The organism is Rahnella ecdela (genome assembly GCF_019049625.1).
Lineage (GTDB): Bacteria > Pseudomonadota > Gammaproteobacteria > Enterobacterales > Enterobacteriaceae > Rahnella > Rahnella ecdela.
This window is the reverse complement of record NZ_JAFMOY010000128.1, coordinates 97,785-112,099: the sequence shown is the minus strand read 5'-3', so window position 1 is coordinate 112,099 and position 14,315 is coordinate 97,785. Positions and strand designations below refer to the sequence as shown.

Genomic DNA, 14,315 nt, shown 5'->3' with positions numbered 1-14,315 from the left:
AATGATTTTCCGGTGAGCGCCGAATATTTTGCAGCGGGATTTTTAGCAGGGAAGAAGTGTGAGATGACGCAAACCGCTGCGGCGTGCCGCAAATAATGTGATGCTGACACGCCGATGGCGTGAAAATTTTTATCGGTGGAGTGTGATGAATGCTAAATTGCCACCAGCCCCCGTACGCCTTCGGCCTCCATTTCCTCCCCGCGTCCCCGTTTTACAATGCTGCCGCGCGACATCACCAGATAGCTGTCGGCGAGTTCGGCGGCGAAATCGTAGAATTGCTCGACCAGCAGAATGGCCATGTCGCCGCGGGCGGCGAGCTGTTTAATTACGGCGCCAATTTCCTTGATAACCGATGGCTGGATACCTTCGGTAGGTTCGTCGAGGATCAGCAGATTCGGTTTGCAGGCCAGCGCACGGCCAATCGCCAGCTGTTGCTGCTGACCACCGGACAAATCCCCGCCGCGACGATGTTTCATTTCCAGCAGGATCGGGAACAGATGGTAGATTTCGTCCGGTACCTGTTTGGCTGCGCTGCCTGAAAAACGCGACAGACCCATTAGCAGATTTTCTTCGACGGTCAGGCGCGGAAAAATTTCGCGACCCTGCGGGACGTAGGCAATTCCCGCCTGCACGCGCTGGTGCGGTTTGCGGTTATTAATCACCTGATCCTGCCAGCTGATGGTGCCGGATTTCGCCGGGATTAGCCCCATCAGGCATTTCAGCAACGTGGTTTTGCCGACGCCGTTTCGCCCGAGCAGGCACGTCACTTCGCCGATTCTGGCCTCGAAAGACAGGCCGCGCAAAATATGGCTGCCGCCGTAAAACTGATTCAGTTCATTCACCTGCAACATAATGCAATTCCTCAGCGTCCTAAATACACGTCGATAACCTGCTCGTTGGCCTGCACGTCGCGCAGCGAACCTTCGGCCAGAACCTGCCCCTGATGTAGCACCGTCACGTGGTCGGCGATGGTTTCCACAAAACCCATGTCGTGCTCAACCACCATCAGCGAATGCTTACCCGCCAGCTGTTTAAACAACTCTGCGGTGTATTCGGTTTCGGCATCGGTCATGCCCGCCGCCGGTTCGTCGAGCAGTAATAAATGCGGCTCCTGTACCAGCAACATACCGATTTCCAGAAATTGTTTCTGACCGTGCGACAGCAACCCCGCTGGACGATGACGTTCCGCCGCCAGACGCAGCGTGCCGAGCATTTCATCAATGCGGTCGCGCTGTTCACTGTTCATTTTGGCGCGCAGGCACGCCCACACCGACTTATTGGTTTTCTGCGCGATTTCCAGATTTTCGAACACCGTCAGTGCTTCAAACACCGTCGGTTTCTGGAATTTCCGCCCGATGCCGGACTGCGCGATGCGCACCGGATCCAGCTTGGTCAGATCGGTACGCTGATCGTAAAAAACGCGGCCACTTTGCGGTTTGGTTTTGCCGGTGATCACGTCCATCAGCGTGGTTTTCCCCGCGCCGTTCGGGCCGATCACACAACGTAATTCGCCGACGCCAATGTTCAGCGACAAATTGGTCAGCGCCTTAAATCCGTCAAAACTGACATTGATGTTTTCCAGCTGCAAAATCGGGTCGGTCTGTTGGCGATGCCTGTCCGCCAGATGCGGCTGGGTAAACAGGTCTTCGGTCATGGTCATCGGACTCATCAGGATTTCCTCTTGCGCAGCAGACCAATCACGCCTTGTGGCAGGAACAGCGTCACCAGAATAAACATGCCGCCGAGCACAAACTGCCAGTATTCGGGAATGGCGACGGTGAACCAGCTTTTCGCGCCGTTGACGATGCCTGCGCCGATAATCGGGCCGATCAGCGTGCCACGCCCGCCGAGCGCCACCCAGATGGCGGCTTCGATGGAATTGGTTGGCGACATTTCACTGGGGTTGATAATCCCGACCTGCGGCACATACAGCGCGCCCGCCAGACCGCATAACATGGCGGAAATCGTCCAGACGAACAGCTTGAAACCTTTCGGATCGTAACCGCAGAAAATCAGCCGGTTTTCGGCGTCGCGCACGGCGGTCAGCACGCGGCCATATTTACTTCTCGCCAGCGCAAAACCCAGTGCGAGGCTGGCGACCAGCACCATAACCGTCGCCAGAAATAATCCCACGCGCGTGCCGGTGGCGGTGACCTGAAAACCGAGCAGGGTGGTAAAACCGGTGAAACCGTTATTGCCGCCGAAGCCGGTTTCATTGCGGAAAAACAGCAACATACCGGCGTAGGTCAGCGCCTGCGTCATGATCGAAAAATACACGCCTTTGATTTTTGAGCGGAAGGCGAAATAGCCGAACACAAACGCCAGCGCGCCGGGCACCAGAACGATCAGGCACAGCGCCCAGGCAAAATGCTGAGTGCCTGCCCAGAACCACGGCAGTTCAGTCCACGACAGAAACGACATAAAGTCCGGCAGTCCGCTGCCTGCGGCCTGGCGCATCAAATACATGCCCATCGCGTAACCGCCGAGCGCAAAAAATAATCCGTGGCCGAGCGATAACAAACCGGCGTAGCCCCAGACCAGATCGAGCGCGATCGCGACGATCGCATAACAGAGGATCTTACCGACCAGCGTCAGCGTGTAAGTGGAGATCGCCAGCGGATTTGTGGCGGGCAACAGCGCCAGAAACGGCATCACAATCAGGAGGATGAGCACCAGCGTGCCCACCGAAATCGCAATCTTCGGCGCTTTTTGTACGCCGGTAATCGTCAGCGGCTGGCTCATCAGTCAATCACCCTGCCTTTGAAGGCGAAGAGTCCCTGCGGACGTTTCTGGATAAACAGGATTATCAGCGCGAGGATCAGGATTTTGCCCAGTACCGCGCCGATTTCCGGCTCAAGAATTTTGTTCACAATGCCAAGACCAAAGGCCGCCACCACCGTACCCGCCAGCTGCCCGACGCCGCCGAGCACGACGACCAGGAAGGAGTCGATGATGTAACCCTGACCGAGTTCCGGGCCGACGTTACTCAACTGCGACAGCGCGACGCCGCCCAGACCGGCGATGCCGGAACCGAGGCCGAACGCCAGCATATCGACACGTCCGGTCGGCACGCCGCAGCAGGCCGCCATCGCGCGGTTTTGCGTTACGGCGCGTACGTTCATACCGAGGCGCGTTTTATTGAGCAGCAGCCAGGTCAGGCCGAGGACCAGCAATACAAAGATGATCACCGCGATGCGGTTGTACGGCAGCACCAGATTGGGCAGCAGCTGAATGCCGCCGGAAAGCCAGCCGGGATTCGCCACTTCGACGTTTTGCGCGCCAAACAGCACGCGTACGCCCTGAATAAGGATCAGGCTGATGCCCCACGTCGCCAGCAGGGTTTCCAGCGGACGACCGTAGAGATGACGGATGACGGTGCGCTCCAGCGCCATGCCAATCCCCGCCGTGATAAAAAATGCCACCGGCAGCGCCACCAGCGGATACAACGCCAGCAGCCCCGGCGCGTAGTGCTGAAACAGGGACTGCACCATGTAAGTCGAATAGGAGCCGAGCATTAACATCTCGCCGTGCGCCATGTTAATCACGCCCAGCAAGCCGTAAGTGATCGCCAGACCGAGCGCAGCGAGCAGCAGAATTGAGCCGAGCGATAAACCGGTAAAGGCCTGCCCGAGTAAATCGCCGATCATCAGGCGATGCTGCACTGCTTTCAGGCTGCTGAGCGCGGCGTTACGCACTGTCGCATCAGGCTCGGTTTTCGTGTCAGTCAGGCTTTGCAAACGGCCTTGTGTGTCCGGATCGCCCGACGTGCCGAGCAGCTCAACGGCTTTCAGGCGCACCTGCGGGCTGCCATCGGTCAGCTGTAAATTCGCCAGCGCGATGGAAAGGGCGTCGTGAACCGCGCTGTCTTTTTCCAGTTCAAGCCGATGAGTCAACAGCGGCAATTGATCGGCCTGCGCTTCGCGCTGTAAGGATTTTGCGGCCTGCAAGCGGACTGCGCTGTCGGTGCTGACCAGACGATGCGCGGAAAGCGCATTGGCAATCAAAATACGCAGGCGGTTGTTCAGCCAGACTTTTTTAGCGTCGCCCTGCGGTTTGACGTCGCCTTCCAGCGGTGTCAGCTGATCGCCGTTCTGGATGAACGCGTGTTTCGCTTCGTCGATGACGACGTTTTCCTGCTTCAGCGCCTCGAGCAGCGGCAGTCTTTCCGGCTGCGGATCCGCCGCCCATTGCTGTAATAAAGTGGCCTGCTGACTGCGGCTGGCGGCAGCAAAGTCATTCGCTGCGCCCGCCTCGGCCAGAAGCGGAAGGCAACAAAGCAGGAAAAGCAGTGGCCTGAAGTGAGATAAAAAATGCGTCATGATGTTTTCCTGTTGCCCGGATTTCGTTGCTAAACCCCCTCCCGGCCTCCCCCTTCGCAGGGGAAGGAGTGAAAGGCGCCGATTTGCTCCCTCCCCTGCGAAGGGGAGGGTTGGGGTGGGGTATTAATGGCGACTCATGAGTGATCAGTTAGTCGTTTTCACCGGGGTATCTGGCTTTTTATCGTTACCCGCGATATACGGGCTCCACGGCTGGGCGCGGATCGGTTTGTCGGTCTGCCAGACCACGTTGAACTGACCGTTGGATTCGATTTCGCCGATCATCACCGGTTTGTGCAGGTGATGGTTGGTCTTATCCATGGTCAGCATGAAACCGGAAGGTGCAGCGAAGGTCTGTCCGGCCATCGCGGCACGGACTTTATCCACGTCCGTCGTCCCGGCTTTTTCCACCGCCTGCGCCCACATATGGATGCCGACATAGGTCGCTTCCATCGGGTCGTTGGTAACAGCGGAATCGGCGTTTGGCAGTTTGTGAGCTTTGGCGTAGGCCTTCCATTCGGCGACGAATTTCTTGTTGGTCGGGTTATCAACAGACTGGAAGTAGTTCCACGCGGCCAGATCACCCACCAGTGGTTTGGTGTCGATGCCGCGCAGTTCTTCTTCGCCGACGGAGAATGCCACCACCGGTACGTCGGTCGCTTTCACGCCCTGATTTGCCAGCTCTTTGTAAAACGGCACGTTGGAATCGCCGTTGATGGTGGAGATCACCGCGGTTTTGCCCCCTGCGGAGAATTTCTTAATGTTGGACACGATGGTCTGATAATCGCTGTAACCGAACGGCGTATAGACTTCTTCGATGTCGCTGTCTTTCACGCCTTTGGAATGCAGGAAGGCGCGCAGGATTTTGTTGGTGGTGCGCGGATACACGTAGTCCGTGCCGAGCAGGAAGAAGCGTTTGGCGGCGCCGCCGTCTTCGCTCATCAGATATTCCACCGCCGGAATAGCCTGCTGGTTAGGCGCGGCGCCGGTGTAGAACACGTTTGGCGACATCTCTTCGCCTTCGTACTGCACCGGGTAGAACAGCAGACCGTTCAGCTCTTCAAACACCGGCAGCACCGATTTGCGCGACACCGACGTCCAGCAGCCGAACACCACCGCGACTTTATCCTGCGTCAGCAACTGGCGGGCTTTTTCAGCGAACAATGGCCAGTTAGACGCCGGATCGACCACCACCGGTTCCAGTTTTTTGCCAAGCACACCGCCTTTGGCGTTGATGTCGTCAATGGTCATCAGCGCCACATCTTTCAGCGGGGTTTCTGAAATGGCCATGGTGCCGGAAAGCGAATGCATGATACCGACTTTGATGGTGTCGGCAGCCTGCGCGCTCCAGGCTAAGCCCATGCTGACTACGGTAGCGGAAAGAGCAAAGGCTTTAATAAAACGTCGACGTTGCATAGATGTACCCTCTGGAAAAAGTTAAGAGAACGCTGTTATGTAGGAAGTCGAAAAAACATTTAAAAAAGTCATGACGGGTTGCCCTCGTCACTCTCCGCCCGCGCCCGGTGCAGCATATGCAGAGTAATTTTGCGCACCTCGGCTTTACTGACGGCAATGTGATCGTGTAGCTGGCGCTGTGCCTCCTCAGTGTGTTGATGAATGATGGCGAGCAAAATGCTCGCGTGTTCTTGGTAAGTGGCGTTCACACGCTCACCTTTGGTGAAATCCAGCCGGCGGATGATGCGGATTTTCTCCGTCAGCTCACGGTGGATGCGCGCCATTTCGGCGTTACCCGCCGCCGCCACCAGTGTCATGTGAAACTCTTCGTCATAGCGCGAAACCAGCTGGCCGTCTGCCAGCTGCGGCTGATCGACCCAGAACGTTTTCAGCTCGGCCAGTTGCAAAGGCTGCAAGGACGACGGAAGAGCGCACAGACGTTTCACCGCTTCCAGTTCCAGCACAATGCGCAGATCGTAAAGCTGCTCAAAAAAGTCGAAATCGAACGGGCGAACCTGCCAGCCGCTGCGGAAAAACACTTCGACGTAGCCTTCGTGTTCCAGCCAGAACAGCGCCTGCCGCACCGGCGTGCGGCTGACGTCCATGCGATCGGCGATGTCGTTTTCGCTGAACCGGTCACCCGGCAGCAGGCGGAAACTGAAAATGTCGTCTTTCAGTTGCTGATAAATACGTTCCGCCAGTCCTTCAGGACGGCTTTTACTGCGTGAAGATTTCGGGCCCGTCAGTTGCATGGAATATTCCCTTTTTGTCGATAGCGTTAAACGGCTGCGTCCAGCCACAGCAAGGCATCACCCGGCCCGACCGGGCGGCCCTGCTGGCAACTGATTTTCAGTACGGTGCCGGCGCACGGCGCGTTTACCGAGAGTTCCATTTTCATGGCTTCGACGACGATCAGCGGCTGGCCTTCTTCGACCTGCTGACCCGGCTCCACCAGGATTTTCCAGACGTTACCGTTCAGATCGGCGCTGACTAAATGACCGTCCTGACCCGCATCGTCTTCTACTAACTGCACGGCATTGGCGGCGGCTTCCACTGCTGCACTTTCGGCTTCGTGCCAGTGCGCCACTTCGCGGGTAAAGGCTTCAGCCTGTTTCTCGCGAAAATCAGCAATATCGGCGGCGTTGTCGGCAAGAAATTGCGTATATTGCGCAAAATCGAATTCGGTCTCTTCGATACGAACTTGCGCGCGGCCTTCACGGAACGCTTCGCGCTGAATGTCCAGTTCGGCTTCGGTGACCTCGTAGAAGCGCACCTGATCGAAGAAGTGCAGCAGCCACGGCTCGCCGTTTTTGAACTGCTCGTTTTTCAGGAACTTGTTCCAGATCGGCAGCGTACGGCCAACCAGCTGGTAGCCACCCGGTGAGTCCATGCCGTAGATGCACATGTACATGCCGCCGATGCCGACCGTACCTTCGGCGGTAAACGTACGCGCCGGGTTGTATTTGGAGCTGAGCAGGCGATGGCGCGGATCGACCGGCACCGCGCACGGCGCGCCGAGATACACGTCGCCGAGTCCGAGGATCAGATAGCTGGCATCGAAAATGATGTTTTTCACTTCATCGCGGCTCGCCAGTCCGTTGGTGCGCTGGATGAAGTCGACGTTATTCGGCAGCCACGGCGCGTCGGCGCGCACGGTTTGCTGATAACGCTCGACCGCGCCGAGCGTGGCGGAATCTTCAAAAGCCATCGGCATATGCACGATGCGGGTAGGGATTTTGAGCTGACTGACATCGGTCAGGTTGTGTTCCAGCGTCAGTAAATGCTGGAGCAGCGCCGTCTGATGCAGCACGCGGCTGTCGTAGCGGATTTGCAGCGAACGCACGCCCGGAGAAAGTTCTTCAATGCCCTGCTGACCGGCGGCTTTGATGGCGTTCATCAGCAGGTAAATACGCATCCGCACTGCCAGATCCAGCACGTTATCGCCGTACTCAATCAGCACGTAGCTGTCGCCGGCTTGCCGGTATTCCACCGATGGACGATCTGCCGTGGCCGGAAGTGCCGCGAGAACTGTGGCGGAGGCGGTGGTATCGGGCAGCAGCGACGGCACCGGCAATGCCATTGCGTTGATCGGCATCAGCGAATCGAGCGTGCCCTGCTGCGCCAGTTCCAGCGCCTGCGCCTGTTCAAAACTGATTGGATGGAAACGGATTTTATCGCCCGGTTTCACCTGTCCGACTTTCCACAATTCGGCTTTCGCGATAGTGACCGGGCAGACGAAACCGCCGAGGCTTGGCCCGTCGCGGGTCAGGATCACCGGGAAATCGCCGGTAAAGTTGATGGCGCCAATGGCGTATTCACAGTCATGCACGTTCGACGGATGCAGACCGGCTTCGCCGCCGTCCTGCCGCGCCCATTGTGGTTTCGGGCCGACCAGACGCACGCCGAGACGGTTGGAGTTGTAATGCACCTGCCATTCGGATTCGAAGAAAGTGTCGATGGATTCTCTGGTGAAGAAATCCGGTGCGCCGTGCGGCCCGTAAAGCACGCCGATATTCCAGATATCACCGTAAGGCGGCACGATATTTTCCGCTGCTGCCTGCGGCAGACCGACCGGCGCAGGCGTGGTGCAGGCGGCGAGTTCCGGCTGCGAAACGGTCAGCATATCGGCGACGCGCAGCGTGCGGCCTGCGTGCCCGCCAAACTGCCCGAGCGCAAAGGTCGAGCGGCTGCCGAGATAGACCGGCACGTCGAAACCATTACGCACCGCGAGATAGGTGCGGCAGCCCTGCGTCGCGCGTCCCAGTGTCAGCGTCTGACCGGCTTTTACATCCACCGGCTGCCAGTAAGAAACCGGTTCGCCATCGAGCGTGGCAGGACAGCGTGCGCCGGTCAGCGCGATAATGGCGTCGCAATGAAAACGCAGCACCGGCCCCTGTAACGTGAATTCCAGACCCGCAGCATCAAGATGATTACCGACAATGCGGTTAGCGAGACGGAAGGCAAAATCATCCATCGGACCGGACGGCGGCACGCCGATATCCCAGTAACCGAGACGGCCCGGATAATCCTGTACGCTGCTGTACGTGCCGGGCGCAATGACTTCGATGGCGTTTGGCGCGTAAGCAAAACTGTCGAGCATGCGTGTCCACATTTGGGCGTCGCGGAAAACCGGCGTGCCGACTACCTGGCGCAGATAATCAATGTTGGTGGCGATGCCGTGCAGACGTGTAGCGGCAAGCGCGGCCGACATTTTTGCCAGCGCGTCCTGACGGTCAGTGCCATGAACAATCAGTTTAGCGATCATCGGGTCGTAAAACGCTGACACTTCGCTGCCGGTAGACACCCAGCCGTCAACGCGCACGTCTTCGGGGAAAAACACTTCGGTCAGAACGCCGGGGCTCGGCTGGAAATTCTTCAGCGGATCTTCGGCGTAAATGCGCACTTCCATCGACGCACCCTGCGGGGCTTTTTCCATCGCTCGCCAGTCGAGAGGTTCGTCTGCGGCGACTTTCAGCATGCAGTCGATGAGATCCAGACCAGTGACCATTTCGGTGACCGGATGCTCGACCTGCAAACGGGTATTTACTTCGAGGAAATAAAATTCGTCGCGCGCGGCGTCATAGATAAATTCGACGGTTCCGGCGCTGCGGTAATTCACCGATTCACCCAGCTGCACGGCGGCGCGGTGTAATGCTTCGCGGCTGGCCTGCGGCAGATTCGGCGCAGGCGTTTCTTCCACCACTTTCTGATTACGACGCTGCAACGAACAGTCGCGTTCACCGAGCGCTACCACGCGGCCTTTACCGTCGCCAAAAATTTGCACTTCGACGTGACGGGCGCGATCGACAAAGCGTTCCAGAAACACCCCGGCATCGCGGAAAAACTGCTCGCCGAGACGCTTCACGCTGTCCCATGCGGCGTGCAATGCCTCTTCATCGTCACAGCGTGTCAGGCCAATGCCACCGCCGCCAGCGGTGCTTTTCAGCATGATCGGGTAACCGATGTCTGCGGCTGCTTTCACGGCATCTTCAATGCTTGCGAGCAAACCGGTGCCCGGCGTCATCGGCACATTCGCGGCTCCGGCTAATTCGCGGGCGCGGTGTTTGAGGCCAAACTCACGGATTTGTCCGGCGGTGGGGCCGATAAACGCAATTCCCGCTGCTTCGCAGGCGTCGGCGAATTCTGCGCTTTCGGATAAAAAGCCGTATCCCGGATAAATTGCCTGTGCGCCGGTTTCTTTCGCGGCGGCCAGAATTTTGTCGATCATCAGGTAGCTGTCACTGGCCTTTTCGCCGCCCAGTGCGATAGCGATATCGGCCTGTGTGACGTGTGGTGCGTTGCGGTCAGCGTCGGAATAAACAGCCACACTAGTGACGCCCAGACGTTTCAGCGTGCGGATGGCGCGGCAGGCGATTTCGCCACGGTTAGCAATCAAAACGGTGTTAAACATGTGCACGCCCTCAGCTTTTTACCGGTGAAGAATTCAGGCTCTGGATGTAACTTCTCCAGCCGCCAAATGCCGTGATATCCGTGGCTTCCGGGATCGCCCAAGGCTCGCAGATAAAGCCTTTTACGATGCGACCATCGGCCAGTTCGAGCGATCCGATACCAAGTGGCGCGGGGATTTCAGCAACAAACTCCCCGAAGCGCGCCAGCGGGATATCCCACAATTCGACGATAATTGCGCTGCCGCTTTCAGCCCGCACCAGCCCGGGTTTTGGCGGTTTGGTGTTGGCGAGGGCGTAAAGTTTGTAGGTCGCGGCGGTAGTGGTTTGCTCGACGCGCACCGCGTTCCGGCTGGTGAGCTGGAAATTGAGTGGCATACCGGTCAGATGAGCACCCACCACGGCGACGCGCACGCTGGCAGCGCTGGCTGGCGCGGAAGTCATGAATTCTTCGGGCTTCATCGCCAGCCTGGTTGCACCCAGCGGCAGGCTCAGGCTTCGCTGCCACTGACGGCCAAAGTTCGCCAGCGCATCGTCGTGCCAGGCAGGGGCGATCAGCGTGATACCGGCAGGCAGGCCGTCGGCGCGCAGACTTGAAGGCAGCGCCAGCGCGGACAAATCCGCCAGATTGGTGAAGTTGGTGTAAATGCCGAACTGCGAGTTGTAGAGCACCGGCTCCTGCACCATCTCTTCCTGCGTGCGGATGGTCGGCGAGGTCGGCACCACCAGCGCATCAAATCCTTCCAGCGCCAGATTGATTTTGCGTGAAAGCTCAGCGCGTAAATATTCGGCGCGCCAGGCGTCGCACGCGGTGTAGTTCAGGCCGTTGGCGACAATTGCGCGCACCACCGGGTCCATCACCACCGGGCTTTCTTCGAAAATTTCGCCGACGGCCACAGTGCGCTCAGCCACCCATGCGCCGTAATACAACTGCTCCGCCAGCTCGCGGAACGGCGTGAAGTCAATCGTTTCCAGGGTAACGCCATTGTGTTGCAGGCGATCGAGTGCCTCACTGAAAGCCGCCTGTGCCAAATCATCACCAAAAAATTCCACACGGTCAGGAATGGCGATGCGCGGCTGTGCCTGAAAGGCCACCGGCGAGGTATGCGGGTTTTTACGTGAATAGGCATCGGCGGCGTCATATCCGCCAGCGGCATGGGCAACGGTCTGGGCATCGCCCACGGTGAGCGCAAAAATGGAAACGGCATCATTGAGGCGACAGGCCGGCACCACACCGGTATTCGATAGCCAGCCTTTGGTCGGTTTCAGTCCGACGACATTATTAAAACCAGCCGGCACGCGACCGGAGCCGGCGGTGTCGGTACCCAATGAAAACGCCACCAGACCGCGAGCCAGAACGGAGGCCGAGCCAGAACTGGAGCCGCCGCTGACGTAATCAGGATTAAACGTATTGCGCACCGCGCCGTAAGGGGAGCGGGTGCCGACCAGTCCGGTGGCGAACTGATCAAGATTGGTTTTACCGACGACAACCGCGCCTCTGGCTTTCAGGTTGGCAATCACGGTGGCGTCGGCTTCTGCGGTATAGGCAAAGGCCGGGCACGCCGCCGTCGTCGGCCAGCCTGCGATATCCATATTGTCTTTGACGGCGAACGGTACGCCAAACAGTGGCAGGGCGCTCAGCGAACCTTCGGCCTGATCACGCAGGGTTTCCAGACGGATGATTTGTGCTTCAAGCTGCTCTGCCGTGGCGAGATAAATCCAGGCATTATCGGTTTGACTCAAACTTCCCAGAACCAGGGAGAGTGTGGTGCGCAGGCTGTCCGGCGCGCTGCGGTAATGCTGCTGCCATTCCCGCAAGGTAAAACCGCGAAAGGGTGATACGACGGTGTCTGAAGCTGAAGGCATTTTTAGAATCCCATCTGGTATACAAGATTGAATTCATCTAAGCAAAGCCTGTGCCAGATTATTATTCATTGATTTTGTTGGGTTTATGTTTTGTTGCATGACCGTGTTGTATATTTGTTGCACCACAGAGGGAATGCAACTGAACAAAAATGGGGCGAAAATTTGCGCTTCGCGCCGTCCTCACCAATCCTGATAACATTATGGTGTTTCTCTTATTGCTCAGAAGCGGCATATTTTTTAACTCAATCTTTGCGCCAAACTTTCTTTAGGAATCTCCGACCTGATGCAACTTCGTCGTCTTTATGAACGCCTGAAAAAACTGTTACTGGCGCTGATTCTGGTGATTATTACTCTTTTGGGTGTGCGGACTTATGACGCCTTGCAGGGGCCGCCGCTTGAGCCGTGGCACAAACTGGTGCCGGACGAGCTGAGTACCGAGCAACTGGATAACAGCGACTGGCCCGCCTATCTGCGCGCCGAGCAGCGGGCTTTTGTTGAGGTAAAGCAGGAAGTGACGGACAAACTCGACAGAGAAGACCGTATCCCGCTGAACCGTTATTACGATCGCAGCCCGATTTATCCTGAACATTTTGCGCAAGACTGGAACCGGTCTTATGAGCTGATGCCGGATGGAAAACCGGTGGGCGCGGTGGTGCTGTTGCACGGTCTGACCGATTCGCCTTACAGCCTGCGGCATATTGCGCAGGATTATCGCCGTCGTGGATTTGTCGCAGTCGGTATCCGCCTGCCGGGACACGGCACGGTGCCGGGCGGGCTGACCAGCGTGGACTGGGAGCAATGGATGGCGGCGACCAGGCTGGCAATTCGTGAGGCGCGGCGTGTAGCCGGCGCGGATGTGCCTTTGCAACTAGTAGGTTTCTCCAACGGCGGCGCGCTGGCGATGAAATACACGCTGGATTCGCTCGATGATCCGGCGCTGGCGCGACCAGCCCGTGTGGTGTTGATTTCCCCGATGATTGGCGTGACGAGCTTTGCCCGCTTTGCCGGATATGCGGGCTGGCCGGCAATTTTTCCGGCCTTTGCCAAAACTGCCTGGCTGAATCTGATGCCGGAATTTAATCCTTTCAAATACAATTCATTTCCGGTGAAAGCGGCGCGTCAGTCCTATCTGCTAACCCATGTTTTGCAGCAGCAGATCAGTAAAGATGCGCAGAACGGCAAGTTGGCACAGTTGCCGCCCGTGCTGGCTTTTCAGTCGGTGGTCGATTCTACGGTCAGTGCCCGCGCGGTGGTGACGGCGTTGTTTAATCAGCTTCCCGCCAATGGCAGCCAGCTGGTTCTGTTTGATATTAATCGCAGTGCCTACGTCGGCCCGCTGCTGCGCCCTTCATCGGATACCGCCGTGGAACGCCTGTTGCCTGCACCTGCCCGTGCCTATCAGACGACGGTGATTACCAATGCTTCGCCGGATGACGCGGCCACAGTAGCGAAAACCACGCTGGCGGGGCAGAACAGCACTTCCGTTATGCCGCTCGGGCTGAATTATCCCTCTGAGTTTTATTCGCTTTCGCATGTCGCGTTGCCTTTTCCGACAGACGATTCACTGTACGGGCGCAATCCGCAGGGTCCGGCGCAATTTGGGCTCCGGCTTGGTACACTGGCCGCGCGGGGTGAAAGCGGTGCGCTGGTGGTCAGTATGGATCAGCTGATGCGCGTTTCGTCTAACCCTTTCTATCCGTATATGTTGCAGCGAATTGAAGGGTTCTGATCCGGACCGGCTCCGTTCAGATAAAAAATAGCTTGCGATAATATAGCGCACTATATATATTGGCGACATGAACATGACAACAGACACCGATTCAACACAAAACAGCATGCTGCATCTGGATCAACAGATGTGTTTCGCGCTGTACTCTGCGAACCTGGCGCTGCATAAGGTTTACCGAAAATTGCTCGGGCAACTCGATCTGACGTATCCGCAATATCTGGTGATGTTGGTGCTTTGGCAACGTGATGAAGTGACGGTATCTGAAATCGGCGAAAAATTGTTTCTCGATTCTGCCACCTTAACGCCGCTGTTAAAGCGTCTGGAAACCGCCGGTTTGCTGATGCGTCAGCGGGCGAAAGCCGATGAGCGCCAGGTGATTATTTCCCTGACCGCAGAAGGCAGGGCGTTACGCGAAAAAGCGCAGGGTATCCCCGAAGCCATTTTGTGTGCGACCGAATGTGAAGTTGGCGAGATTGTGGCGCTGAAGCAGCAGCTGGAAGTCTTGCGGACTAAACTTCAGGATAAAGCGTAAAACTTGGTTTT

10 protein-coding genes are annotated in these 14,315 nt (G+C 57.5%); 2 read left to right on the top strand and 8 right to left on the bottom strand.

What is annotated here, in order from left to right:
- Nucleotides 1–152: 152 nt before the first annotated feature.
- The 8 genes from urtE to atzF all read right to left on the bottom strand — a co-directional run bounded on the left by urtE (nt 153) and on the right by atzF (nt 12,043).
- Nucleotides 153–851, bottom strand: coding sequence for an urea ABC transporter ATP-binding subunit UrtE (gene urtE, locus J1784_RS15245; protein ID WP_217149941.1), 699 nt, complete (start codon nt 849–851; stop codon nt 153–155).
- Nucleotides 852–862: 11 nt separating this feature from the next.
- Complete coding sequence (gene urtD, locus J1784_RS15240; protein ID WP_217150043.1) at nt 863–1,660, bottom strand: urea ABC transporter ATP-binding protein UrtD; 798 nt, start codon at nt 1,658–1,660, stop codon at nt 863–865.
- A gap of 8 nt (nt 1,661–1,668) precedes the next feature.
- Nucleotides 1,669–2,742: an urea ABC transporter permease subunit UrtC gene (urtC, locus tag J1784_RS15235; RefSeq protein WP_217149940.1), complete on the bottom strand. Its 1,074-nt coding sequence runs from the start codon at nt 2,740–2,742 to the stop codon at nt 1,669–1,671.
- Entirely contained in the window at nt 2,742–4,319 is a 1,578-nt protein-coding gene (urtB, locus tag J1784_RS15230) for an urea ABC transporter permease subunit UrtB (RefSeq protein ID WP_217149939.1), read from the bottom strand. The genes urtC and urtB overlap by 1 nt, the downstream gene beginning before the upstream one ends.
- 144 nt (nt 4,320–4,463) lie before the next feature.
- Entirely contained in the window at nt 4,464–5,732 is a 1,269-nt protein-coding gene (gene urtA / locus J1784_RS15225; protein ID WP_217149938.1) for an urea ABC transporter substrate-binding protein, read from the bottom strand.
- 68 nt (nt 5,733–5,800) lie between these two features.
- The gene (locus tag J1784_RS15220) at nt 5,801–6,523 is read right to left on the bottom strand and encodes a GntR family transcriptional regulator (protein ID WP_217149937.1); all 723 of its coding nucleotides are present in this window, start codon (nt 6,521–6,523) and stop codon (nt 5,801–5,803) included.
- Between the two features lie 26 nt (nt 6,524–6,549).
- Nucleotides 6,550–10,182 carry an urea carboxylase gene (gene uca, locus J1784_RS15215; RefSeq protein WP_217149936.1) on the bottom strand — a complete coding sequence of 1,211 codons (3,633 nt, stop codon included), beginning with the start codon at nt 10,180–10,182 and terminating at the stop codon, nt 6,550–6,552.
- A gap of 10 nt (nt 10,183–10,192) precedes the next feature.
- Nucleotides 10,193–12,043: an allophanate hydrolase gene (gene atzF, locus J1784_RS15210; protein WP_217149935.1), complete on the bottom strand. Its 1,851-nt coding sequence runs from the start codon at nt 12,041–12,043 to the stop codon at nt 10,193–10,195.
- A gap of 283 nt (nt 12,044–12,326) precedes the next feature.
- Between atzF and J1784_RS15205 the strand changes: the two genes are divergently transcribed.
- Nucleotides 12,327–13,772, top strand: a complete 1,446-nt coding sequence (locus J1784_RS15205) for an alpha/beta hydrolase (protein ID WP_217149934.1) — start codon at nt 12,327–12,329, stop codon at nt 13,770–13,772.
- A gap of 67 nt (nt 13,773–13,839) precedes the next feature.
- On the top strand, nt 13,840–14,304 hold the full coding sequence (locus J1784_RS15200) for a MarR family winged helix-turn-helix transcriptional regulator (RefSeq protein WP_420803976.1): 465 nt from the start codon (nt 13,840–13,842) through the stop codon (nt 14,302–14,304).
- Nucleotides 14,305–14,315 lie beyond the last annotated feature (11 nt).

Bases quoted from the DNA above. Each gene is read 5' to 3' on its own strand.
- urtE (WP_217149941.1), bottom strand. From the start codon at position 851: ATGTTGCAGGTGAATGAACTGAATCAGTTTTACGGCGGCAGCCATATT.
- urtD (WP_217150043.1), bottom strand. From the start codon at position 1,660: ATGACCATGACCGAAGACCTGTTTACCCAGCCGCATCTGGCGGACAGG.
- urtC (WP_217149940.1), bottom strand. From the start codon at position 2,742: ATGAGCCAGCCGCTGACGATTACCGGCGTACAAAAAGCGCCGAAGATT.
- urtB (WP_217149939.1), bottom strand. From the start codon at position 4,319: ATGACGCATTTTTTATCTCACTTCAGGCCACTGCTTTTCCTGCTTTGT.
- urtA (WP_217149938.1), bottom strand. From the start codon at position 5,732: ATGCAACGTCGACGTTTTATTAAAGCCTTTGCTCTTTCCGCTACCGTA.
- J1784_RS15220 (WP_217149937.1), bottom strand. From the start codon at position 6,523: ATGCAACTGACGGGCCCGAAATCTTCACGCAGTAAAAGCCGTCCTGAA.
- uca (WP_217149936.1), bottom strand. From the start codon at position 10,182: ATGTTTAACACCGTTTTGATTGCTAACCGTGGCGAAATCGCCTGCCGC.
- atzF (WP_217149935.1), bottom strand. From the start codon at position 12,043: ATGCCTTCAGCTTCAGACACCGTCGTATCACCCTTTCGCGGTTTTACC.
- J1784_RS15205 (WP_217149934.1), top strand. From the start codon at position 12,327: ATGCAACTTCGTCGTCTTTATGAACGCCTGAAAAAACTGTTACTGGCG.
- J1784_RS15200 (WP_420803976.1), top strand. From the start codon at position 13,840: ATGAACATGACAACAGACACCGATTCAACACAAAACAGCATGCTGCAT.